Origin of the sequence: Escherichia sp. MOD1-EC5495 (assembly GCF_002965965.1) — a bacterium.
In the GTDB taxonomy this organism is placed as follows: domain Bacteria; phylum Pseudomonadota; class Gammaproteobacteria; order Enterobacterales; family Enterobacteriaceae; genus Escherichia; species Escherichia ruysiae.
This window is the reverse complement of record NZ_PTRI01000023.1, coordinates 42,187-67,079: the sequence shown is the minus strand read 5'-3', so window position 1 is coordinate 67,079 and position 24,893 is coordinate 42,187. Positions and strand designations below refer to the sequence as shown.

Annotated in this window: 19 protein-coding genes and 1 pseudogene; 12 read left to right on the top strand and 8 right to left on the bottom strand. The window is 51.3% G+C overall.

Annotation, left to right across the window (positions count from 1 at the left end; all coding sequences use genetic code 11):
* The first annotated feature begins 76 nt into the window (after positions 1-76).
* On the top strand, positions 77-1,450 hold the full coding sequence (gene hemN / locus BEG40_RS17820; protein WP_105285859.1) for an oxygen-independent coproporphyrinogen III oxidase: 1,374 nt from the start codon (positions 77-79) through the stop codon (positions 1,448-1,450).
* A gap of 151 nt (positions 1,451-1,601) precedes the next feature.
* Here hemN and BEG40_RS17815 read toward each other — a convergent pair whose 3' ends face one another.
* The 4 genes from BEG40_RS17815 to glnA form a co-directional block, all read right to left on the bottom strand.
* Entirely contained in the window at positions 1,602-1,712 is a 111-nt protein-coding gene (locus BEG40_RS17815; protein ID WP_000893993.1) for a YshB family small membrane protein, read from the bottom strand.
* A gap of 111 nt (positions 1,713-1,823) precedes the next feature.
* Complete coding sequence (gene glnG / locus BEG40_RS17810; RefSeq protein WP_105285867.1) at positions 1,824-3,233, bottom strand: nitrogen regulation protein NR(I); 1,410 nt, start codon at positions 3,231-3,233, stop codon at positions 1,824-1,826.
* Positions 3,234-3,244: 11 nt separating this feature from the next.
* A complete protein-coding gene (glnL, locus tag BEG40_RS17805) occupies positions 3,245-4,294 on the bottom strand; it encodes a nitrogen regulation protein NR(II) (protein ID WP_105285858.1) in 1,050 nt (349 codons plus the stop codon).
* Between the two features lie 174 nt (positions 4,295-4,468).
* Positions 4,469-5,878: a glutamate--ammonia ligase gene (gene glnA / locus BEG40_RS17800; protein WP_001271712.1), complete on the bottom strand. Its 1,410-nt coding sequence runs from the start codon at positions 5,876-5,878 to the stop codon at positions 4,469-4,471.
* A gap of 372 nt (positions 5,879-6,250) precedes the next feature.
* Between glnA and typA the strand changes: the two genes are divergently transcribed.
* From typA to BEG40_RS17760, 6 genes are all read left to right on the top strand, one after another.
* Entirely contained in the window at positions 6,251-8,074 is a 1,824-nt protein-coding gene (gene typA / locus BEG40_RS17790; RefSeq protein WP_000570663.1) for a ribosome-dependent GTPase TypA, read from the top strand.
* A 467-nt stretch (positions 8,075-8,541) separates the two neighbouring features.
* Positions 8,542-9,141, top strand: a complete 600-nt coding sequence (yihX, locus tag BEG40_RS17780; RefSeq protein ID WP_105285857.1) for a glucose-1-phosphatase — start codon at positions 8,542-8,544, stop codon at positions 9,139-9,141.
* The gene (locus BEG40_RS17775) at positions 9,135-10,007 is read left to right on the top strand and encodes a virulence factor BrkB family protein (RefSeq protein WP_000920721.1); all 873 of its coding nucleotides are present in this window, start codon (positions 9,135-9,137) and stop codon (positions 10,005-10,007) included. Before yihX ends, BEG40_RS17775 begins: the two co-directional genes overlap by 7 nt.
* Positions 10,004-10,441, top strand: coding sequence for a D-aminoacyl-tRNA deacylase (gene dtd / locus BEG40_RS17770; RefSeq protein WP_000560983.1), 438 nt, complete (start codon positions 10,004-10,006; stop codon positions 10,439-10,441). The genes BEG40_RS17775 and dtd overlap by 4 nt, the downstream gene beginning before the upstream one ends.
* A gap of 44 nt (positions 10,442-10,485) precedes the next feature.
* Positions 10,486-11,427: a fatty acid biosynthesis protein FabY gene (fabY, locus tag BEG40_RS17765; RefSeq protein ID WP_001297068.1), complete on the top strand. Its 942-nt coding sequence runs from the start codon at positions 10,486-10,488 to the stop codon at positions 11,425-11,427.
* A 431-nt stretch (positions 11,428-11,858) separates the two neighbouring features.
* Positions 11,859-12,056 (top strand): ribbon-helix-helix domain-containing protein, encoded by a 198-nt coding sequence (locus tag BEG40_RS17760; protein ID WP_123058475.1) that lies wholly within the window; start codon positions 11,859-11,861, stop codon positions 12,054-12,056.
* 352 nt (positions 12,057-12,408) lie between these two features.
* Here BEG40_RS17760 and fdhE read toward each other — a convergent pair whose 3' ends face one another.
* The 4 genes from fdhE to fdnG are packed head-to-tail and all read right to left on the bottom strand — an operon-like array spanning position 12,409 to position 17,932.
* A complete protein-coding gene (fdhE, locus tag BEG40_RS17755) occupies positions 12,409-13,338 on the bottom strand; it encodes a formate dehydrogenase accessory protein FdhE (RefSeq protein ID WP_000027708.1) in 930 nt (309 codons plus the stop codon).
* Positions 13,335-13,970 carry a formate dehydrogenase cytochrome b556 subunit gene (fdoI, locus tag BEG40_RS17750; protein ID WP_000829031.1) on the bottom strand — a complete coding sequence of 212 codons (636 nt, stop codon included), beginning with the start codon at positions 13,968-13,970 and terminating at the stop codon, positions 13,335-13,337. Before fdoI ends, fdhE begins: the two co-directional genes overlap by 4 nt.
* Positions 13,967-14,869 carry a formate dehydrogenase O subunit beta gene (gene fdoH / locus BEG40_RS17745; RefSeq protein WP_000331377.1) on the bottom strand — a complete coding sequence of 301 codons (903 nt, stop codon included), beginning with the start codon at positions 14,867-14,869 and terminating at the stop codon, positions 13,967-13,969. The genes fdoI and fdoH overlap by 4 nt, the downstream gene beginning before the upstream one ends.
* A gap of 12 nt (positions 14,870-14,881) precedes the next feature.
* Entirely contained in the window at positions 14,882-17,932 is a 3,051-nt protein-coding gene (gene fdnG, locus BEG40_RS17740) for a formate dehydrogenase-N subunit alpha (RefSeq protein ID WP_010723259.1), read from the bottom strand.
* Between the two features lie 193 nt (positions 17,933-18,125).
* On the opposite strand from fdnG, the gene fdhD reads away from it, so the two are divergent.
* From fdhD to BEG40_RS21940, 5 genes and pseudogenes are all read left to right on the top strand, one after another.
* Positions 18,126-18,962 (top strand): formate dehydrogenase accessory sulfurtransferase FdhD, encoded by an 837-nt coding sequence (gene fdhD / locus BEG40_RS17725; protein WP_105285856.1) that lies wholly within the window; start codon positions 18,126-18,128, stop codon positions 18,960-18,962.
* 310 nt (positions 18,963-19,272) lie between these two features.
* Positions 19,273-21,108: an ATP-binding protein gene (locus BEG40_RS17720; protein WP_105285855.1), complete on the top strand. Its 1,836-nt coding sequence runs from the start codon at positions 19,273-19,275 to the stop codon at positions 21,106-21,108.
* Between the two features lies 1 nt (position 21,109).
* The gene (locus BEG40_RS17715; protein WP_105285854.1) at positions 21,110-23,416 is read left to right on the top strand and encodes a tetratricopeptide repeat protein; all 2,307 of its coding nucleotides are present in this window, start codon (positions 21,110-21,112) and stop codon (positions 23,414-23,416) included.
* Positions 23,417-23,627: 211 nt separating this feature from the next.
* Positions 23,628-24,668, top strand: a complete 1,041-nt coding sequence (locus BEG40_RS17710; protein WP_105285853.1) for a YiiG family protein — start codon at positions 23,628-23,630, stop codon at positions 24,666-24,668.
* 80 nt (positions 24,669-24,748) lie between these two features.
* A pseudogene (locus tag BEG40_RS21940) lies at positions 24,749-24,867 on the top strand (AraC family transcriptional regulator); the annotation flags it as partial.
* Positions 24,868-24,893 lie beyond the last annotated feature (26 nt).

The following is a 24,893-nucleotide window of genomic DNA, read 5'->3' as shown; positions in this document are numbered from 1 at the left end:
GCAACCGGCTGATGACCCGAACCGGGCATCCGTCGGTACGCCGTAGCCGCCAGAGACGCCATCGGAAGGAGTGAGCATGTCTGTACAGCAAATCGACTGGGATCTGGCCCTGATCCAGAAATATAATTATTCCGGGCCACGATACACCTCGTACCCGACCGCGCTGGAGTTTTCAGAAAACTTTGGCGAACAGGCGTTTTTACAAGCCGTGGCGCGCTATCCTGAGCGTCCATTATCTCTCTACGTACATATCCCGTTCTGCCATAAGCTTTGTTACTTCTGCGGTTGCAATAAGATTGTCACACGCCAGCAGCACAAGGCTGACCAATACCTGGACGCGCTGGAGCAAGAAATCGTCCATCGTGCGCCGCTGTTTGCCGGGCGTCACGTTAGTCAGTTGCACTGGGGCGGTGGTACGCCGACGTATCTGAATAAAACGCAAATCAGCCGCCTGATGAAGCTGCTGCGGGAAAACTTCCAGTTCAATGCCGACGCGGAAATCTCGATCGAAGTCGATCCGCGTGAAATCGAACTGGATGTACTCGATCATTTACGTGCCGAAGGTTTTAACCGTCTGAGCATGGGCGTGCAGGACTTCAACAAAGAAGTGCAGCGTCTGGTTAACCGTGAGCAGGATGAAGAGTTCATCTTTGCGCTGCTTAACCATGCGCGTGAGATTGGCTTTACCTCCACCAACATTGACCTGATTTACGGCCTGCCGAAACAGACGCCGGAGAGTTTCGCTTTTACCCTGAAACGCGTAGCGGAACTTAACCCCGATCGTCTGAGTGTCTTTAACTACGCACATCTGCCGACCATTTTTGCTGCTCAGCGTAAAATCAAAGATGCTGACCTGCCGAGTCCGCAGCAGAAACTCGATATTCTGCAAGAAACCATCGCCTTCCTGACGCAATCGGGCTATCAGTTTATTGGTATGGATCACTTTGCCCGCCCGGATGACGAGCTGGCTGTGGCTCAGCGTGAAGGCGTGCTGCATCGTAACTTCCAGGGCTACACCACCCAGGGGGATACCGACCTGCTGGGGATGGGCGTTTCAGCCATCAGCATGATTGGCGACTGCTACGCGCAAAACCAGAAAGAGTTGAAGCAGTACTATCAGCAGGTGGATGAACAAGGTAATGCGCTGTGGCGCGGTATTGCATTAACGCGCGATGACTGTATTCGCCGCGATGTGATTAAGTCGCTTATCTGCAATTTCCGTCTGGATTACGCCCCCGTTGAACAACAGTGGGATTTGCAATTCGCTGATTACTTTGCGGAAGATCTCAAGCTGCTCGCCCCGTTAGCAAAAGATGGGCTGGTGGATGTGGATGAGAAGGGGATTCAGGTGACGGCGAAAGGTCGCTTGCTGATCCGCAACATTTGCATGTGCTTTGATACTTATCTGCGCCAGAAAGCGCGGATGCAGCAGTTCTCACGGGTGATTTAAATTGTGAATGGCGCTTCGTTTACAAGTTAGAAAACGAAAGCGCCATCAATGTACTGAGAACAAGGTTGCCTGATGCGCTACGCTTATCAGGCCTACAAAACCTGTTGAAATTATTGCTTTTGTAGGCCGCATCCGGCATAAACCACGAGCTTCAGCTAAACAGCCCAATCATCGCGACACACAGGATGGCCGCAACGGCAGTTTGCGGTGTGTGGCTATCAACTGCGCCACTCGATACCAGATTAATTATTGATTCCAGCATAATGACTTCCCCCGTTTTCCGGGCAAGATCATACTGAACTTATCGGAACAGTAAAGTGCAAAATAACAGCAATTTGCGCTCAATAATCAATCTTTACACACCAGCCGTGAATCACTCCATCCCCAACTCTTTTAACTTACGTGTCAGGGTGTTACGTCCCCAACCAAGCAGTCGCGCTGCTTCCTGTTTATGCCCCTGCGTATGTCGCAAAGCAGTAGTTAGTAACGTCCGCTCCAGCTCTGGCTGCGCTTCAGAAAGCAGGTTTTGATGACCGGAACGCAGCGCCCGATCTGCCCACTGTGCTAACAATGTTGCCCAACTGTCCGGTTGCATAGTGGAAGGACTTTCCGGTACGGTTGATTCAAACAGTTCGCTTGGCAAATCCTGAATCAACACTTCCTGTCCGGCGGCCATCACCGTTAACCAGCGGCAGGTGTTTTCCAGTTGGCGCACGTTCCCCGGCCACGCCAGACGCGTCAGGGCGGCTTCGGTTTCCGGATGCAGCAACTTCGCTTCTACGCCCAATTCGCGCGCGGCAACCTGTAAAAAATGGCGCGCCAGGCGGGGAATATCTTCCCGACGCTCGCGCAGTGGCGGCAGATGAACGCGGATAACGTTCAGGCGGTGGAACAGATCCTCGCGGAACTTGCCTTCCTGCACGCGCAGTTCCAGGTTCTGGTGGGTCGCAGCGATAATACGCACATCCACTTTCACCGGCGCATAGCCGCCAACGCGGTAAAACTGACCGTCTGCCAGCACGCGCAGTAACCGTGTCTGCACATCCAGCGGCATATCGCCAATTTCATCAAGGAATAACGTGCCGCCATCGGCCTGTTCAAAACGGCCCTGACGAACGGTATTGGCACCGGTAAACGCGCCTTTCTCGTGACCAAACAGTTCTGATTCGATCAAGTCTTTTGGGATAGCCGCCATATTCAGCGCGATAAACGGCGCTTTGGCTCGCGGGCTGTGGCGATGCAGGGCATGAGCGACCAGCTCTTTACCGGTGCCGGACTCGCCATTGATCAACACGCTAATAGAAGAGCGCGAGAGCCGACCGATAATACGGAACACATCCTGCATGGCTGGTGCTTCGCCGATGATATCGGTTGTTGGGCCGTTAAGCTGAATATTGCGCGGCTGCTGCTGTTCCTGGTAATGGCTGATGGCGCGCTCAACCAGCGCCACGGCTTCGTCGATATCAAACGGTTTGGGCAGATAATCAAACGCCCCTTGTTGATAGGCGCTAACGGCGGCATCCAGATCCGAGTGCGCGGTCATAATGATGACCGGAAGCATCGGATGGCGCTGTTTAATCTGTTTGAGCAGCGCCAGTCCGTCCATTCCGGGCATACGGATATCTGAAAGCAGCACATCCGGCGTTTTGCTCGCCAGCGCCTCCAGCACCTCCGCGCCGTTCTCAAACGTCGTACAAGTTAAACCCGCCCCAGCGAGCGCACGTTCAAGCACCCAACGGATGGAACTATCGTCATCGACTACCCAGACTATCCCTCGTTGCATAAACGTCACCTTTATTTCCTGATAGGCAGGTAAACCGAGAACTCGGTATGACCTGGCCAACTGGTAAATTCAATTTTGCCTGAATGCTGATCAATCAAATTACGGGCGATGGATAAGCCAAGCCCGGTGCCGCCTTCGCGACCGCTGACCATCGGGTAAAACAGCGTATCCTGTAAGTGAGGCGGGATACCCGGCCCGTTATCTTCCACATCGATCCGCGCTGCCAGCCGATAGCGTTCGCCGTGCAAGGTCAGTTGAAACGCGGTGCGGGTACGCAGAATAATTTCGCCGCCTTCCGGTCCCAGTGCCTGTAACGCATTGCGCACAATATTCAGCAATACCTGTTCAATTTGATCCGGATCGTGCGCCAGTTCCGGCAGGCTGGGGTCGTAATCACGAATCAACCGCATGTTACCCGGCAGTTCCATCGATACCAGCGCCACTACGCGCTCTGCCACCTTGTGAATACTTTCGGTAACACGCGTACCGGGCAGTTGCGGCCCCAACAGACGGTCGACCAAATTTCGCAGCCGGTCCGCCTGTTCGATAATCACTTTGGTATATTCGAGTAGTGACGGGTCAGGTAATGCTTTGCTGAGTAGCTGCGCCGCGCCACGTAAACCGCCAAGCGGATTTTTAATCTCATGTGCCAGGCCGCGCACTAAATCACGGGCAGCTACTTGTTGAGCATGTTGTAGCTGTTCCTGGCTTAAGCGGCGCTGGTTATCCATCGGTGCCATCTCCAGCAGGATCATGCCGTCCGGCATACGCTGGGCCGTCACAGAAAGGATATGCGAACGCCCGTCGATGACCAGCGTCACTTCGTTATCGGTAAACCCTTGCCCCGCCTCCAGACTTTCTTGCATCAACTCGATATTTAATGAGAAGTAGCTCAACAGTTCCGGTAACGGCGTACCGAACAATTTGCGGGAGCTTTGGGCGAGCAGTTGTTGCGCGGCGGGGTTGGCGTAATGTATCGCCAGATTGTCATCAATTAACAAAATACTGTTAATCAGCGAGTTGAGGATCTGCCCAGCATCGGGCTGCTTGCCTGTTGCCATAAAGCAGTCTCCTGAACAGGTTGCACCATTTTAGTGCATTATAGCTTTTTACGGATAAAAAGCGCGAAGCATCAGAGAAATGACGGAGAAAAAAGCCCATGCAGAGATGGGCTGAAAGTTTCCACGGCAACTAAATCCCGGCGTTGTTCGCGCCGGGTAGTACAACTTCAACTATTAGACGCTGTAGTACAGCTCAAACTCTACCGGATGCGGAGTCATACGCACGCGGTCATCTTCTTCGCGACGCAGGGCGATGTACGCATCGATTGCTTCATCAGTGAACACGCCACCGGCTTTCAGGAACTCGCGGTCCAGATCCAGTTCGTTCAGTGCTTCTTCCAGAGAGCCTGCAACCTGTGGGATCTCTTTCGCTTCTTCCGGCGGCAGGTCATACAGGTTTTTGTCCATCGCTTCGCCTGGGTGGATCTTGTTCTTGATACCATCAAGACCCGCCATCAGCAGGGCAGCAAAGCACAGGTACGGGTTAGCGGCCGGATCCGGGAAACGTACTTCGATACGACGCGCTTTTGGAGACGCAACCACCGGAATACGGATAGAAGCAGAGCGGTTACGCGCAGAGTAAGCCAGCATTACCGGTGCTTCGTAACCCGGAACCAGACGCTTGTAAGAGTTAGTGGTCGGGTTTGCCAGCGCGTTAATCGCTTTCGCGTGTTTGATTACGCCGCCAATGTAGTACAGCGCCTGCTCAGAAAGACCCGCGTATTTGTCGCCTGCGAACAGGTTAACGCCGTTTTTAGACAGCGACATGTGGCAGTGCATACCGGAGCCGTTATCACCAAACATCGGTTTTGGCATAAAGGTCGCGGTTTTACCGAAGCGGTGCGCCACGTTGTGAACGACATATTTGTAGATCTGAATTTCGTCAGCTTTTTTGGTCATGGTATTGAAGCGGGTTGCCACTTCGTTCTGACCTGCGGTCGCTACTTCGTGGTGATGTGCTTCAACCACCAGACCCATCTGTTCCATTACCAGGCACATTTCAGAACGGATATCCTGAGCTGAGTCTACTGGCGGAACCGGGAAGTAACCGCCTTTCACTGCCGGACGGTGACCTTTGTTACCACCTTCGTATTGGGTGGAGGAGTTCCATGCGCCTTCGATATCGTCGATAGCAACGTGAGAACCGGAGATAGAAGATCCGAAACGGATGTCATCGAACAGGAAAAATTCTGGTTCTGGCCCGAACAGTACGGTGTCGGCAATGCCAGTAGAGCGCAGGTAATCTTCGGCGCGTTTCGCGATGGAGCGCGGGTCACGGTCATAGCCTTGCAGGGTGCCAGGTTCAAGGATGTCGCAACGGATAATCAGGGTAGAGTCGGCGAAGAACGGGTCAATCACTGCGGTGGATGCGTCTGGCATCAGCACCATGTCGGATTCGTTAATGCCTTTCCAGCCGCCAATCGAGGAGCCGTCAAACATTTTGCCTTCTTCGAAGAATTCAGCATTCACCTGATGAGCAGGGATAGTGACGTGCTGTTCTTTACCTTTGGTATCGGTGAAGCGCAAATCAACAAACTTCACTTCGTGCTCGTTCAGCATCGTCAGTACGTGTTCAGCGGACATACTTTAACTCTCCTGGATTGGTCATTGTCGTCGTGGTAACGAAATCTGCAATTATTTTGGCCGTGTCGCCGTAAAAAAGATAAAGCGAAATCTGTGCCAACTTTTAAATTGCCCCTAAAAGGCGTTATCATGCTTAACATCGTGCAAAAGGGCTGCACCGTGATGTGAATGTTGCACCAATATAGTGCTTCAATGGAAACATTAAGCACCATGTTGGTGCAATGACCTTTGGATAACCCTTTTTATGCTCCGTGAAAGCGATCACAAAGGGACTCTGCAATACTTGTTTGCGGAGGATGTTTGTGATCCTGTTTTGTAGTGCGATTAATCCGTGTACAATAACGCGCTATTTCTAATGCCTGAGGCAAAGTTGTGATCGAAAAATTGCGTAATATCGCCATCATCGCGCACGTCGACCATGGTAAAACCACCCTGGTAGACAAGCTGCTCCAACAATCCGGTACGTTCGACTCTCGTGCCGAAACCCAAGAGCGCGTGATGGACTCCAACGATTTGGAGAAAGAGCGTGGGATTACCATCCTCGCGAAAAACACCGCTATCAAATGGAATGATTACCGTATCAACATCGTTGATACCCCGGGGCACGCCGACTTCGGTGGTGAAGTTGAACGTGTAATGTCCATGGTAGACTCAGTGCTGCTGGTGGTTGACGCATTTGACGGCCCGATGCCGCAAACGCGTTTCGTAACCAAAAAAGCGTTTGCTTACGGCCTGAAGCCGATTGTTGTTATCAACAAAGTTGACCGCCCTGGCGCGCGTCCTGACTGGGTTGTGGATCAGGTATTTGACCTGTTCGTTAACCTCGACGCGACCGACGAGCAGCTGGACTTCCCGATCGTTTACGCTTCTGCGCTGAACGGCATCGCGGGTCTGGATCACGAAGATATGGCGGAAGACATGACCCCGCTGTACCAGGCGATTGTTGACCACGTTCCTGCGCCGGACGTTGACCTTGACGGTCCGTTCCAGATGCAGATTTCTCAGCTCGATTACAACAGCTATGTTGGCGTTATCGGCATTGGCCGCATCAAGCGCGGTAAAGTGAAGCCGAACCAGCAGGTTACTATCATCGATAGCGAAGGCAAAACCCGTAACGCGAAAGTCGGTAAAGTGCTGGGCCACCTCGGTCTGGAGCGTATCGAAACCGATCTGGCGGAAGCTGGCGATATCGTGGCGATCACTGGCCTTGGCGAGCTGAACATTTCTGACACCGTTTGCGACACGCAAAACGTTGAAGCATTGCCGGCACTCTCCGTTGATGAGCCGACCGTTTCCATGTTCTTCTGCGTTAACACCTCTCCGTTCTGCGGTAAAGAAGGTAAGTTCGTAACGTCTCGTCAGATTCTGGATCGTCTGAACAAAGAACTGGTACACAACGTTGCGCTGCGCGTAGAAGAAACCGAAGACGCCGATGCGTTCCGCGTTTCTGGTCGTGGCGAACTGCACCTGTCTGTTCTTATTGAGAACATGCGTCGTGAAGGTTTCGAACTGGCGGTATCCCGTCCGAAAGTTATCTTCCGTGAAATCGACGGTCGTAAACAAGAGCCGTTCGAAAACGTGACTCTGGACGTTGAAGAACAGCATCAGGGTTCTGTAATGCAGGCGCTGGGTGAGCGTAAAGGCGAGCTGAAAAACATGAATCCAGACGGTAAAGGCCGCGTACGTCTCGACTACGTGATCCCAAGCCGTGGTCTGATTGGCTTCCGTTCTGAGTTCATGACCATGACTTCCGGTACGGGTCTGCTGTACTCCACCTTCAGCCACTACGACGACGTACGTCCGGGTGAAGTGGGTCAGCGTCAGAACGGCGTACTGATCTCTAACGGCCAGGGTAAAGCGGTAGCGTTCGCGCTGTTTGGTCTGCAGGATCGCGGTAAGCTGTTCCTCGGTCACGGTGCAGAAGTTTACGAAGGTCAGATTATCGGTATTCACAGCCGCTCTAACGACCTGACTGTAAACTGCCTGACCGGTAAGAAACTGACCAACATGCGTGCTTCCGGTACTGACGAAGCCGTTGTTCTGGTTCCGCCTATCCGCATGACTTTGGAACAAGCTCTGGAGTTCATCGATGATGACGAACTGGTAGAAGTTACTCCGACCTCTATCCGTATTCGTAAACGTCACCTGACGGAAAACGATCGTCGCCGCGCGAACCGTGGTCCAAAAGAAGATTAATTTTTCTTTTTAGTCGTGAAAAACCTGCCAGTGATGGCAGGTTTTTTTTTGCCTTTGCAGGTCTGATAAGATGCGTCAGCATCGCATCAGGCATTATCGAAAGCCCTGCACACGGAGAAAATCCGCAATCGCGTCAGTGTTGTTGTGACCAATAACACTTTCAGCACAGGCACTCGCCATTACCCATCGCAATGCCTTTCCCAGCCATCCTCAAAATAAAGGCTATGATTTCATCCAGCGCGATGCACCTGTGTTAACCCGCTTACCCAGGTATCTGATAAGCCGCTGGTCATAGAAACTCGTCGGCCATTTACGCCTGAATCTTAACCATTCATATATTGCGAAAAAGCCAGTGAAATTACTCTGCTTTTTCGCAATCAGCGTCACAAGATTACCCATATTGCCACATAGCCAAACCCCTCCTTTCCCGCTACAGTTAATTTCCTGTGGCGAGAAAGGAGGCAAAAATGCTCTATATCTTTGATTTAGGTAATGTGATTGTCGATATCGACTTTAACCGTGTGCTGGGAACCTGGAGCGATTTAACGCGCGTTCCGCTGGCTACGCTTAAGAAGAGTTTTCATATGGGGGAGGCGTTTCATCAGCATGAACGTGGGGAAATTAGCGATGAAGCGTTCGCAGAGGCGCTGTGTCATGAGATGGCCTTACCGCTAAGCTACGAGCAGTTCTCCCACGGCTGGCAGGCAGTGTTTGTCGCGCTGCGCCCGGAAGTGATCGATATCATGCATAAACTGCGTGAACAGGGGCATCGCGTGGTGGTGCTTTCCAATACTAACCGCCTGCATACCACTTTCTGGCCGGAGGAATACCCGGAAATCCGCAACGCTGCCGACCATATCTATCTGTCGCAAGATTTAGGTATGCGCAAACCGGAAGCGCGGATCTACCAGCATGTTTTGCAGGCGGAAGGTTTTTCACCAGATGAGACGGTCTTTTTCGATGACAACGCCGATAATATAGAAGGGGCTAATCAGCTAGGCATTACCAGCATTCAGGTAAAAGATAAAACCACCATCCCGGACTATTTCGCGAAGGTGTTATGCTAAAAACCATCCATGAAAAAGCCAGGCATCGTACCCGTCCGCTATGGGCCTGGCTGAAACTACTCTGGCAACGCATTAATGAGGACAACATGACAACCCTGGCAGGTAACCTTGCCTATGTGTCGTTGCTCTCATTAGTGCCGCTGGTTGCCGTTGTTTTTGCGCTTTTCGCCGCTTTTCCCATGTTTTCCGACGTCAGCATTCAGTTGCGTCACTTTATTTTCGCCAACTTTCTGCCTGCCACCGGCGATGTTATCCAGCAATATATCGAACAGTTTGTTGCCAATTCCAACAAGATGACCGCTGTCGGGGCATGTGGCCTGATCGTCACGGCGTTATTGCTGATGTACTCCATCGATAGCGCACTTAACGCCATCTGGCGCAGTAAACGGGTGCGTCCCAAAATTTACTCGTTTGCCGTGTACTGGATGATTTTGACGTTAGGGCCGCTGTTGGCAGGTGCCAGTCTGGCGATCAGTTCCTATCTGCTCTCCCTGCGCTGGGCGAGCGATCTCAATACCGTCATCGACAATGTGCTGCGTATTTTTCCGCTGCTGTTGTCGTGGATCTCCTTCTGGCTGCTGTACAGCATTGTTCCTACCATCCGCGTACCTAACCGCGACGCTATTGTCGGCGCGTTTGTCGCCGCGCTCCTGTTCGAAGCAGGAAAGAAAGGTTTCGCGCTTTATATCACCATGTTCCCGTCGTATCAGCTCATTTACGGCGTACTGGCGGTGATCCCCATTCTCTTCGTCTGGGTCTACTGGACATGGTGTATCGTCTTGCTTGGCGCGGAAATTACTGTCACTCTCGGGGAATACCGCAAACTAAAACAAGCAGCTGAACAAGAAGAAGACGACGAACCATGATTGCATTAATTCAACGCGTAACCCGTGCCAGCGTCACCGTGGAGGGAGAAGTGACGGGCGAAATTGGCGCGGGACTTTTGGTGTTATTGGGTGTCGAAAAGGATGACGACGAACAGAAAGCAAACCGTCTGTGCGAGCGTGTGCTCGGCTATCGCATCTTCAGCGATGCCGAAGGCAAGATGAATCTCAACGTGCAACAGGCCGGCGGCAGTGTGCTGGTGGTTTCCCAGTTTACCCTTGCCGCAGATACCGAACGAGGGATGCGCCCAAGTTTCTCCAAAGGCGCATCACCGGATCGCGCAGAGGCGTTATATGACTATTTCGTCGAACGCTGCCGTCAGCAGGAGATGAACACGCAAACAGGACGCTTCGCTGCGGATATGCAGGTATCGCTGGTCAATGATGGCCCCGTGACATTCTGGTTGCAGGTATGAGCCAGCTTCCAGGGTTGTCACGGGAAACAAGAGAGAGTATCGCTATGTATCACCTTCGGGTTCCACAAACAGAAGAAGAATTAGAGCGTTACTATCAGTTTCGCTGGGAAATGTTGCGTAAGCCCCTGCATCAACCAAAAGGTTCGGAACGCGACGCGTGGGATGCGATGGCGCATCACCAGATGGTCGTTGACGAGCAGGGTAATCTGGTGGCGGTAGGGCGGCTGTATATCAATGCCGATAACGAAGCCTCCATCCGTTTTATGGCGGTACACCCGGACGTGCAGGACAAAGGGTTGGGGACGCTGATGGCGATGACGCTTGAGTCGGTGGCGCGTCAGGAAGGTGTTAAACGCGTGACCTGTAGCGCCCGCGAAGATGCGGTGGAGTTTTTCGCCAAGCTGGGGTTTGTGAATCAGGGAGAAATCACCACACCAACTACCACGCCCATTCGTCATTTTTTGATGATTAAACCTGTCGCTACTCTGGATGATATTTTGCATCGCGGCGACTGGTGCGCGCAGCTGCAACAGGCGTGGTATGAACACATCCCATTAAGTGAAAAAATGGGCGTGCGTATTCAGCAATATACCGGGCAAAAATTCATCACCACCATGCCGGAAACCGGCAATCAGAATCCGCATCATACGTTATTTGCCGGGAGTTTATTCTCGCTGGCAACACTCACCGGTTGGGGGCTTATCTGGCTGATGCTGCGTGAACGTCATCTCGGCGGAACGATTATTCTGGCTGACGCGCATATTCGTTACAGCAAGCCGATTAGCGGTAAACCTCATGCGGTAGCCGACCTCGGTGCGTTAAGTGGCGATCTCGACCGTCTGGCGCGCGGGCGTAAAGCGCGGGTGCAAATGCAGGTTGAAATCTTTGGCGACGAGACGCCTGGTGCGGTGTTTGAAGGGACGTATATCGTTCTTCCCGCTAAGCCATTTGGCCCGTATGAAGAGGGCGGGAATGAAGAAGAGTAGGGTGGACGTTTTAATTAAAGACCGGTTGGTGGTGGCACTGACCGGTCAGTTACGGATGATTAATTTCACCTTAATCTCCGATGCTGTAAAGAAGCTGACTTTTTTCGGGTACACCACCTGGATGATGCAAATGAAGACCCAATCAAAAAAATATTCTTGAATATAATATATTCATAACACCCATAACTCATCCTTATTATTTATTGTCGCTTTTCTGTGGGAGTGTCCCCGCCTAATTAAGAGTAATAAATTATTCTGGGCGATAACTAAGCCATTTTTGAGTAACAATTAAAATAATTGCAACTGTTGTATTATTTCTGGAAAACGTCTCGCAAAAACAAAACCGTATGAAAAAATAAGCTTTCGTCAGTTAATTTTTCGGCGTAATTTTCGCACATACATTAATGAGTAATTTATGTAAGGTGGTGAAAATGGCGATGAATACGGTTTTTCTTCATTTATTAGAAGAGGCAATTAAACGGCTGAATAAGCTCAGGGGCTGGCGTAAGGTTTCGCGATCTGCAATTTTACGCGAAGCGGTAGAGCAATATCTGGAGCGTCAGCAATTTCCGGTGCGTAGGGTAAAAGGCGGCAAGCAAAGGAGTGAGGCAGTAGGTGTTGAAGAATAGTGTAAGCTGCGCGAGGAATGGTAATGGCAAAAATGATACCAATCAGAATACTGAAAAGTGCGCGTTGTTCATACCGGATGCGGCTTGCACGCCTTATTCGACCTACAAAATCATGCCAATTCAATATATTGCAGTTTTTAGGGTAGGCCTGATAAGCGTAGCGCATCAGGCAATCTTACGTTTGTCATCAGTGACATGCCAATAACCTTATCGATGTGTTGCTGGGAAAATTGAGACCAAACAGGTACTGACAGCATGGACTTGAATTGGTAACACGGAATACGAGAGATGGTGTATCACACCCTATGAGCTGTAATCCGGGCGACCTGCGCCACCCGGAAAACGTCAGAGATTACTCCCCTTCACCTGGAAACAGGAACGGGTTGATGGAACTACGGGCATAGCCTTCTTGCTCCATTCGCGCGTCCAGTACCAGAGAGGCGAGGTCATCTGCCACGGCTTCAACTTTCGGCTCTTTTTCCTGATAAAGAATCTTCAGGTAAGTGCCACAGTCATCGCAGCTTTCGGCTTTAATCGCGGCCTGTTCGTCATCCAGCGACCAGTAATGCAGTTTGCCGCTCTGCTCGCAGTTGCTGCATTTTACGCGCACCACGTGCCATTCGGTTTCGCACAGGTTGCAGTGCAGATAACGCAGACCCTGAGTGGTGCCAATTTGCACCATGCTGGACACCGGCATAGAACCACAAACCGGGCAATATTGACGTTGTTCGCCGTATTCTGCGCGGGCTTTGCCGGGGATCAGGTTAGCCATTTGCGCCCAGTAGAGCGACAGCGCGGCCCAGATAAACGGTGCTTTATCGCTGCTGACGGAGGAGAAATCAGAGGCAAACAGCGCGCTGGCCATATCTTCCAGCTCCTGGGTTGATGCCTTCTCCAGATTCTCAATCACGGCCAGCGCCGGACCGCTCATTTCAGGTTTCAGCTCGGCAATCAGCGCCATCAACAGTTTTTGCCAGTGCTTATCGCGCGGCAGAACGTGAATATCCAGCGGTGGCTTGCCTTGTGCGCTGGCTTCTTTAATGCGTGCAGTCAGATCCATCTCCAGCGGATGGTCGTACAGCACCACTTCCTGGGCGTGGGCGATAAGCGCAGCAAAGCGCAGGTAATCACCCAGCGGATTATTTTCTGCCAGTTCGCGCAGACGCTCGGCGCGGCGGTTGTACAAATTTTTGAGCCGAGGGAACAATAACGGCGGAATCATATCCGCCGTACGTTTCTCGCTCGAACCCAGCTCATCTTGCGGGATTATGCGAATACTCATTCAGCTTTCTTTTCCGTTGTCTTGCGGACTTCACGATACCAGCGTGGATGGTGTTTCTTCGCCCATGCGCTGGTAACCCATCCTTCCACCATGGCGGTAATCGTGCCTTTCACCCAAAGGGCGGCGTAGATATGCACCATGATAACCACAATTAACGCTACTGCGGCAAATGAATGCAGCATTAACGCGAATCGGATCACCGGGATTGAGAAAGCAGGCGCAAAATAAGGACGCCAGATAATCACACCGCTCACCAGCAGCAGAACCAGGAAAATAATCGCTGCCCAGAAAACGCATTTCTGACCGAAGTTATAACGCCCGGTGTCACCTACTTCCTCGTTGACGACGATCTTACGAATATTCTTCGCCCAAAAGATATCATCCCGATTGATTAGGTTGTGATGCCAGTAACGGAAAAACATGATGATGAACGAGGCAAACATAACCACGCCGACAAACGGGTGCAGAATACGCGCCAGCTGCGGAGTGCCCATGATTTGCATCAACCAGTTGAAGGATGGGAACAAAAAGCCCAGCCCGCTCACCGCCGCCAGGATGAAGCAGAAGGCGGTTACCCAGTGGTTGATACGTTCCGGCGCGGTGTAGCGCACGATGGTGTCACGTCGTTTCATTTGCGCTCCTCGTCTTTCTCTTCGTGCAGATTGTTCTCTTCCTCATCCGCACGGTTCGGACCGACACCCACGTAGTGGAAGATACTGGCCGCAAAGGTAGCCGCAAAGCCAACAGCCGCGAGCGGTTTCCAGATGCCTTTCCAGAATTTCACGGTTTCGCTGATTTCCGGGTTCTCCGGCAAGCCATGATACAGATTCGGCTTGTCAGCATGGTGCAGCACGTACATAACGTGTGTACCACCGACGCCAGCCGGATCGTACAGACCCGCATTGTCGTAACCACGGGTTTTCAGCTCAGCCACACGCTCGCTCGCCAGCGTTTTCATCGACTCTTTCGTACCGAAATGAATCGCGCCCGTCGGGCAGGTCTTCACACAGGCCGGTTCTTGCCCAACCACCACGCGGTCAACGCACAACGTACATTTGTAGACGCGGTTGTCTTCCGGGTTGAGGCGCGGAATGTCGAACGGACAGCCCGCAATGCAATAACCGCAGCCAATGCACTGCTCGGACTGGAAGTCGACGATACCGTTGGCATACTGAATAATTGCACCTTCCGCCGGGCACGCTTTCAGGCAGCCCGGATCGGAACAGTGCATACAGCCGTCTTTGCGGATCAGCCATTCCAGTTTGTCATTCTGCTCCACTTCCGAGAAGCGCATTACCGTCCACGATTTGGCGCTTAAATCATTGGGGTTATCGTACACCCCAATGTTATTGCCGACGGTATCGCGAATGTCGTTCCACTCTGAACACGCCACCTGACAGGCTTTACAGCCGATACAGGTGGTGACGTCGATGAGTTTCGCCACTTCTTCCTGGAAGTCCCGCGCCTGAGGCGCGGGGGTCAGACCGTTAGTCGCGGAACGACGAATGATATCTTGAGATTGATAAGCCATATGTCGTCTCCGTTACACCTTTTCCACATTCACAAGGAAGGACTTAAACTCCGGCGTCTGCGTGTTCGCATCACCGACGAATGGCGTCAACGTATTGGCAATAAAGCCTTTTTTCGCCACGCCTTCATAGCCCCAGTGAATCGGAATACCGATGGTATCGATATCTTTGCCGTTCGCTTTCAGCGTGCGAATACGTTTGGTCACCACCGCTTTGGCTTTGATATAGCCACGGTTGGATGAGACTTTCACGGTATCGCCCTGGGCAATGCCAAGTTTATTCGCCAGCGACTCACCGATTTCCACAAACTGCTCTGGCTGCAAAATCGCGTTCAACAGCGCGTGTTTGGTCCAGTAGTGGAAGTGCTCGGTCAGACGATAGGTGGTTCCGACATACGGGAACTTATCGGCTTTACCCAATGCTTCAGCGTCATCTTTAAAGATACGCGCAGCCGGATTCGAGATAACGTTTGGATGCAGCGGGTTAGTCCCCAGCGGCGTTTCAAACGGCTCGTAGTGTTCCGGGAACGGACCTTCCGCCATCTTATCGAGAGCAAACAGACGCCCCATGCCTTCCTGCTGCATGATAAACGGCCCGACGCCGCTGCCCGGAGGCGCTGCGCTGTAGTCCGGAATATCCCAGCCGGTCCACTTAGTGCCGTCCCATTTCAGCAACTGACGCTTCGGATCCCACGGGTTACCCTGCGGGTCTGCGGAGGCGCGGTTATACAGGATGCGGCGGTTAAGCGGCCATGCCCATGCCCAGCCCAGCGTGTTACCGAGGCCAGACGGATCGGCGTTATCTCGGCGTGCCATCTGGTTGCCTTCCGGCGTCCAGCTACCGGCGAAAATCCAGCAGCCACAGGAAGTCGTACCATCATCGCGCAGTTGGGCGAACGAACTAAGTTGTTGGCCTTTCTTGACGATAACCGCACCGGTTGCTGGATCGGTAATATCGGCCAGCGCCTTACCGTTGCTCTCCATCGCCACTTCTTCTGAAGATGGCTCATGCGGAATGGCGTAGTTCCAGGTCATGTTCAGTACCTGATCCGGGTTCGCGCCACCCTGTTCGGCATACATCTTGCGCAAGCGCAGGAAGATACCGGAGAGGATCTCGCCGTCGGTCAGTGCAATCCCTGGGGCGTCCGCACCTTTCCAGTGCCACTGCAACCAGCGACCGGAGTTAACGATAGAACCGTTCTCTTCCGCGAAGCAGGTCGATGGCAGGCGGAACACTTCGGTCTGGATCTTCGACGAGTCAACTTCGTTCAGCTCACCGTGGTTCTGCCAGAAGTTAGAGGTTTCAGTGTTCAGCGGGTCGATGGTGACGAGGAACTTCAGTTTCGACAGACAACCGATCACTTTGTTTTTGTTCGGGAATGAGGCAACGGGGTTAAAGCCCTGGCAGATATAGCCATTGACCTTGCCCTCTTTCATCATCTCGAAGTATTGCAGGACGTCGTAACCTTTATCCCACTTCGGCAACCAGTCAAAGCCCCAGCTATTTTCCGCCGTCGCTTTATCACCAAAGAAGGCCTTCATCATTGAGACGAAGAATTTCGGGTAGTTGCCCCAGTAGTTTACCTGGCCCTCCAGCAGCGGTTTCGGCGTGTTGGCGGTAAGGTAGGTTTGCAGATCGGTCTGCTTCTCGCTTGGCAGCGTCATGTAACCCGGCAGGCTCTGCGACAGCAGCCCCAGATCCGTCAGCCCCTGAATGTTGGAGTGACCGCGCAGGGCGTTAACGCCGCCACCTGCCATCCCCATGTTGCCGAGCAGCAGCTGGATCATCGCCATGGTACGAATGTTTTGCGCACCAACGGAGTGTTGCGTCCAGCCGAGCGCGTAGAGGAACGAGGCAGTTTTATCGTGAGCACTGGTTTCTGCGATGTATTCGCAGACTTTCAGGAACGCGTCTTTTGGCGTACCACAGATGTTTTCAACCACATCTGGCGTATAACGGGAAACGTGCTGTTTCAGCAAGTTCCACACGCAGCGTGGATGTTGCAGCGTGGTATCGCGTTTGGCGAAGCCGTTTTCGTCCAGTTCGTAAGTCCAGGAGGATTTATCGTACTTGCGTTTTTCCGCGTCGTAGCCGGTGAACAGGCCATCTTCAAAGCCGTAATCTTCACGCACGATCAAGCTGGCGTTGGTATAGGCTTCGGTGTATTCGCGGTTGAATTTTTCATTGTTCAGCAGGTACAGCAATACGCCTGACAGGAAAGCAATGTCAGTACCGGAACGAATAGGGGCATAGTAGTCAGCCACCGCCGCCGTACGCGTAAAGCGAGGATCAATCACAATTAGCTTCGCGCCGTTGTGAATTTTGGCTTCCATCGCCCAGCGGAATCCTACCGGGTGAGCTTCAGCGGCATTACCGCCCATCACCACGACGAGGTTGGCGTTCTTGATGTCGACCCAGTGGTTGGTCATCGCACCGCGACCAAATGTTGGAGCAAGACTTGCTACCGTTGGTCCGTGTCAGACACGCGCCTGGTTGTCGACCGCGAGCATACCCAGCGCGCGGGAGAATTTTTGCGTTAAATAGCCGGTTTCGTTACTCGACGCGGAAGCACACAGCATCCCGGTGGAGAGCCAGCGGTTAACAGTCACGCCTTCGGCGTTTTGCGCAATGTAGTTCGCATCGCGGTCTTCTTTCATCAGTTTGGCGATGCGATCAAACGCCTCTTCCCAACTGATTTGCTGCCATTTATCAGAACCAGGCGCACGGTATTCCGGGAACTTCAGACGGCTTTCGGAGTGGATGAAATCCACCAGGCCAGCGCCTTTCGGACAAAGTGCACCACGGTTGACCGGGTGATCCGGATCGCCTTCGATATGGAAGATAGATGCTTTGGCGTTTTTTGCTCCGTCACCGAGGCTGTACATCAACAGCCCGCAACCAACAGAACAATAGGTGCAGGTATTACGGGTTTCGCGGGTGCGCAGCAGTTTATACTGCCTTGTTTCCGCGAGTGCTACGCTGGGTGCAAAGCCCAGTGCCGCTGCCGTGGTGCCTGCCATACCGCCAGCGCAGATCTTAAAGAACTGCCTTCTGCTGACCTGCATGGATTGCTCCTTGTTTCGACATTGTCACGTCCCATTTACATTCGCTTGCTGCGTGTGCAGGGAGTGGGAGTTATTTTTCTTTGCGGAAGGGGCCGCAAAGGTCCAGAATTGGCTCAATTTCCCTCCATCCAGGAAGGGTTTGTAACAGAATACCATAATCTTGGTGTGTGTGTTCTTATCTGGTTAAGAGAAAGTGAAAAAAACACAGCAAAAAGAAATCAAAAATGTGACAAATATCACGGGAATGCGACAAATTGAGTTATGGCAGCGTGACGATTTACAACATTCCCGGCTTGATGAAGTCGCGGAAGAAGTTCCCGTTGCGTTGGTCTACAACGGCATTTCGCACGTAGTGATGATGGCTTCGCCAAAAGACCTTGAACGCTTTGCGCTTGGTTTTTCGCTTTCCGAAGGAATTATCGAAAGCCCGCGTGATATTTTCGGCATGGATGTTGTTCCCTCGTGTAATGGTCTGGAAGTGCAAATCGAACTTTCCAGCCGCCGCTTTATGGGGTTGAAGGAGCGCCGCCGGGCGCTGGCAGGGCGTACGGGCTGTGGCGTATGTGGCGTGGAGCAACTTAACGACATCGGTAAACCGGTGCAGCCGCTGCCGTTCACCCAGACATTTGATCTCAATAATCTTGATAACGCGTTACGCCATCTCAATGACTTCCAGCCCGTGGGGCAATTGACCGGTTGTACTCACGCCGCCGCCTGGATGTTGCCGTCTGGCGAACTGGCTGGCGGACATGAAGATGTGGGCCGCCATGTGGCGCTGGATAAACTGTTAGGTCGGCGGGCGCAAGAAGGTGAACGTTGGCAGTCGGGGGCGGTGTTGGTTTCCAGCCGCGCCAGCTATGAAATGGTGCAAAAATCGGCGATGTGCGGAGTAGAAATTCTGTTTGCGGTGTCTGCCGCGACAACGCTTGCCGTAGAAGTCGCCGAGCGATGTAACCTGACGCTGGTAGGTTTTTGTAAGCCGGGACGGGCGACGATTTATACCCATCCGCAACGGTTGATTCATAATTAAAGAAATACCGCAATTCTGATTCTGGATTGCGGTTTTATTTTTTTATTAAATAATGCTGAATATGTTATTCAGCATTTAAATAATAATTTAACTACAAGAAATTATCTCGTTAACTCCGGTTTATATCGATATACTCCAGTCGCATTAATCCTTTAAGAATTAATCATTATTTATATAAGACATTTTGTTTTAATCATCGTGTCAATAAATAAATGTTTCCGATGAGTGAATGAAAATAACAAACCTTGCACCGGTTGTAAAAACAGCGATGTATTTTCAATAGTGGGTGATGGATTATGAGTATTGAAAAATGAGTACATTACAGTTACCTGGCAGTTCATATTCTACAGAAGTTAATTTAAACGGCTTAATTGAGGTGCTCAGTAAGCATCTTTACTCCACTCCCGTGGTTGCCGTGCGCGAGCTGGTGCAGAACGGCCATGATGCGATCGTGCGCCGCAGGATTGAGCAGCCCGATGCGCCAAAGGATAACGCGATTCGTGTGGTGGCAGACGTAGCGAAGTCAACCATCACCATCAGCGATACTGGCGCGGGTCTGACAGAAAGCGAAATTCACGGCTTCCTGGCTACAGTGGGCGTGGGTTATACCCGAATGCTGCGCCAGCAGGATGACAACACCGGTTTAATTGGTATGTTCGGCCTCGGTTTTTTGTCGGCATTTGTACTGGCGAAAGAGGTCACGGTGTTGACTACATCCTGGCAAACGCCGGATCAGAGCTGGAAATATCACTCTACCGACGGGCAAAAATATACCGTTACGCCGCATCAGGCCTCGGAGCCGGGGACGCAGGTGATTCTGACGCTCAAAGAAGAGTACAGCCATCTGGCGAGTAACAATTTGCTGAACCGCGTCCTTTCCCGCTACTGCATATTGCTGCACGAACCGGTCTATGTGGGGGATGCCAGCGAGCCGGTGAACAAACTCCAGCCACCGTGGCGTGAAGAAACGCCAGATGGCGTAACGATGCACCGCGCACTGGTACAGCGGAAAAATCTCGCCTTTGCCGCCCAGTTTGAATCCTCCTTTGAACCTATTTGCACCATTCCGGTGGTGCCAACGGGAATGAGCGATGCGGTCGGGATTTTATGGATTCAGGATGGCGCAACCTACGGCACCAGCGATAACCGCAACCTGTCGCTGTTTTTGCGCGGCATGTTACTTGATGATGAAGCGCGTGAGCTGCTGCCGCCCTGGGCCGGTTTTATCGGCGGTGTGATTGAGTCATCGAAACTGACGCCGACGGCGAGCCGGGAAGATCTGCAACGGGACGAAACCTGGGTCGCGGTGCAGGAGGCGTTAAAAGAGGCGCTGATTTCTGGTTTGTCCGATCTCGCACAAAATCAGCCAGAAATCTGGCGAAGGGTATTAATGCGCCACAACGAAGCGTTGCTTGGTGCTGCGTTGTGTGATGACCGTCTGTTTGATTTGCTCAAAGACCGTTTACAGGTGCCAACGTCAAAAGGTGCGCTGCTGGCGAAAGATTTACGCGTTAATAACAGCATTCATATTCTGTTAAGCCGCGACGGCGGTTTTGAAGAGATGTTGTTCCATATTCTGCAACGACCTGTAGCGCGTGGCGATCGCTATGCGGTGGTGCCATTTTTACGCCGCTGGGCGCTGTTATATCACTGCCGGATTATTGAAGTCGGTACGCAAACGGGCAATGAGCAGTTGTTCAGCCTGGCGGAATTACCCGAAGAGCAGGTGGCTTATCTCGAAGAGCATCTTTGCGATGGCGAACAATTAATTATCTCGCGCTTCGAACCGGCCGTTTTACCATTAGTGGTAACGCCAGATCGGGAAGCGGAATTAAAACAAATTCTTGAACAGGATGACGCGGATAAACGTATTAGCACCGCAGCGTTAATGTTGGCGCGGCAATTCACCTCGCAAATCCAAAAGACCAAAACGTCAAGTCTGTATATTAATCTCAATAACCCCTGCGTTATGCAACTGGTGACGGCATTACAACATCAGCAACAGCCAGCGGCGGCATTACGGTTATTAAAATCGCTGAAAGTAATTTTGTGCTCCAGCGGTAATAAAGAACAGCAGTGGGATTTACACCAGGCGCTGGATGATTTTACTCAGGTTATTCCTGTCTTAATTAATCAAGGAAAATAAAATGGATACATGGGAGTGGTACAACAAATATAGCCAGGAGTTGCGTGATGCCGGGCAGGAGTATATTCCGCAGATAATTGATGATTTTTCTGAAGGTGTTTTACATCTGCAAATGGAAAAGTGCGATTCGTTATTACCGGAAATGAAAGCACTGAATCAGGTGGCAAAAAATCCGTGGCTGGAAATATTTATCGGACACTGGGAGATGCGCCATCGTCTGACCAACTACGAAGAAGGCGAAAAAGTGCTGCCTGACGTGGTGGCGCTGTTTGAAAAAGCGCATCGGGAAGAGGCGAAAGATTGCCCGCAATCTATCTGCGTTACACAGGATTTATCCGCCTGCTACGAGAATATAGATGCCCCAGGCTGGGCCAATGAACGCATGGCGGTGTGTGAAGAAACCATCGCGCGCATTGATCCGACCTGGAGCTGCTTTATGTGTTTATCCTGCGAATATGCCAGTGCGCTGATGGATTCCAACAGAACAGAAGAGGCGTTGGTTTATATCGACAGGCAAATCGACGCGGTAAAAGCATCGGGGAGTGAATATTTAGAAGCACTACTGGCAACCCGTGCCGATATTTTGGTTGCCCTTCAGCGTTACGATGAAGCACGTGAAGTGATTGATGAACTGGCAAAAGAGAATGATTATTGGGGACGCGACCGCATCAATTATCAACTCAAAAAACTGTACATCATGGCGTTATGCGGGCAGGACAAAGAAGTCTGGGAGGAATTGCCGCGTTGGTCAGATCTGACTCCCTATTCATGGGGACTATGGCTGAAGATTATTACTGAATTACTGCCCCGCAATCCACAGAGAAACCACTGGCAACTGGCGCGAATCATCCAAAAAATGCTGGAGCACCGTTCACAGGCCGGGGCGCACCGCAAAGTGGTTGATCTGGCGAAACTGCAAATCACTCTGGCACTGGAGCGTGAATCCGTCTGGGTTGCCAAAATGGCGATGAAACTGGCTCAGCGGCACATACCGAAATTACGCGCGTTATTGGGGGTTGATCGCGAGTTTCTCGAACTTAGTGAAAAAATTGCCGCTAAAGAGGCGGAACTGCTTGCTCGCCCGGTTGTTGAATCGCCTGAAAATAGCGATGAAGAAACGCAGCCTGACCCCGAAAAAGACGTCGAAATATTCCGCCGTGCTTACCTGAACACGCCAGATGATACGGAATTGCTGGGTAAACTGGTCAATGCGTTAAAGGCTTGCAATGCGATTGATGAGTCGATTGAACTGCTGCAAAGCTATGTTGAAAGCCACATCCAGGAAGATAACGGCCTTTGCTTCGATCTGCTGGATCTCCTGCTACACCGTGGCGATCAGCAAGCGATCGAACAACTGGCGAAGCAGTATGAACGGGCGGGCCTGATGCATATGGCATTGTGGTTCCGTGCACGTGTGCTTAACCAGCAAGAAAATTGGGTCGAACTGGAAGCGATTGGCCAGCAATTGCTACAACACGAAAAAGGGCGTGAGTGGATCGGCGTTTATCGCATGTGCTCCTGGGCAGCACAAAAACAGGAAGCCTGGGATCGGCAGCTGGATTATTTACAGCAATTGCAGCAACTTATGATTAGCCGTGAAGAAGATATTCGCAATCTCCAGTGGGATATCATGGCGACCGCCAGCATCTTACAACAGTGGGATTTGGTGCGGACTATCGCCGCAGAACTGGAAATCGAACTCACGGAAGGTGAAGGTTTTATTGACGAAAAATGGGGGTTACTGAATATCCGTTTCCGGGAAAACTTCGAATACCGCTATTACTATGCCCAGCGGATTGGACCGGTAACGGCAAGGATCATTGAACCAACCTACCGGACCGATTACCCACAACATGTTGATGAAGTTGTCGTTTTCGATGCGGAGATGTTGAATACCCGGCCTGAAGATGAGGAAGAACAGAAGAATTTCACCCCGCTTTATGCCTGCCTGAAAACCATTATCCCGACTGAGTACGGCGAGTCTTGGTTCTGCGAAGGCGTTATGCCTGGTGAAGAACAGTTTAATGCCTTCCGTGAGGCGCTACGTGAACGAAACTGGTACTACTGGAGCAACAGTAACGATGACTATACGTTAACGGACAGTCATCAGGGAGAAGATGCACAGCCGCTGCCCGCGTTCTATTTTGTTATCAGCGCGCCGCGTTCAGTTTCTAAAGGTGATATTGATAAGACCCTGAGCGGATTGACCGCAGACTGGGAACATCCGTTGTGCTGGTGGCGACTTGCCAAAGAAGCCGGAGCGAACGAAGAGAAACATGCTGCTATTTCTGAACGTTATGGGATGTAATGCAGGTTTAAATAATGGGGGGCAGAAACTTCCCTCCCGCAATGGTTGAACTGTTAATTGAATTAAGTCCTGTAATTTAGATATAAAATTACAGGACTTATTCATTCAGTGAATTGTAGCTATTTATTTATAAACAAAACGCGTGTAGTGACGCTTTCTTTTTTCATTTATTATATTCACTCTCTTATTTATCTATTTATAAGGCAATTAAATGAAAAGGAATTTATTATCTTCAGCTATTATTATCGCCATAATGGCCCTCGGTATCACTGGATGTGATGATAAAAAAGCCGAAACAGAAACTCCCCCGCCCGCCAATAGTCAACCTGCCGCACCAGCTCCTGAAGCCCCCGTTGCAAAAGCAGAAGCTAAGCCTGAAACGCCTGCGCAACCGGTGGTCGATGAACAAGCGGTTTTCGACGAAAAAATGGATGTCTATATCAAGTGCTACAACAAGTTACAGATCCCTGTACAGCGTAGTCTGGCGCGTTATGCTGACTGGCTGGAAGATTTTAAACAGGGGCCTACCGGTAAAGAGAGGACTGTCTATGGCATCTACAGTATTAGTGAATCCAATCTCTCAGAGTGTGAGAAAGGAGTGAAAAGTGCTGTGGCGTTAACGCCTGCACTGCAACCTATTGACGGCGTGGCGGTGAGTTATATCGATGCTGCCGTGGCGTTGGGTAATACCATTAACGAAATGGATAAATATTACACCCAGGAAAATTATAAAGACGATGCGTTTGCCAAAGGGAAAACGCTGCACCAGACATTCTTAAAAAATCTTGAAGCCTTTGAACCTGTAGCAGAATCTTATCATGCGGCAATTCAGGAAATTAATGATAAGCGCCAGCTTGCGGAACTGAAAAATATTGAAGAAAGAGAAGGGAAAACATTCCACTACTACTCTCTGGCAGTCATGATCTCAGCGAAACAAATTAATAACCTGATCTCGCAAGATAAGTTTGATGCCGAAGCGGCAATGAAGAAAGTGACTGAGCTGGAAACGCTGGTGGCGCAGGCCAAAGAAGCGGATAAAGGTGGCATGAATTTCTCATTCATCCATTCGGCAGACCAATATCAGCTTGAGGCTAAAAAATATGTTCGCCGCATTAGAGATAAAGTCCCGTACTCCGACTGGGATAAAGAGCAACTTCAGGACGCAAACTCAAGCTGGATGGTCGAAGACTCATTTCCACGAGCATTACGCGAGTACAACGAAATGGTCGATGATTATAATCGCCTACGTTAAACGTTTCTGATTCTTGTGAGGAATGTAATGTTGGATACCGCTGTGGACGCCAGCCGGGCAAATTCAGCGCAACAGACGAGTCGCTAACTGAAGTGGCGGCGTTGTGCGGATTTAATAATGTCAGTTATTTCCGACAGATTTTCGCAAACACACGGGTTTAACGTCCACCGCATGGAAGCGGGAGCATATCAATTCATAGTACCGGGGCGATGAAGCCCCGGCGTG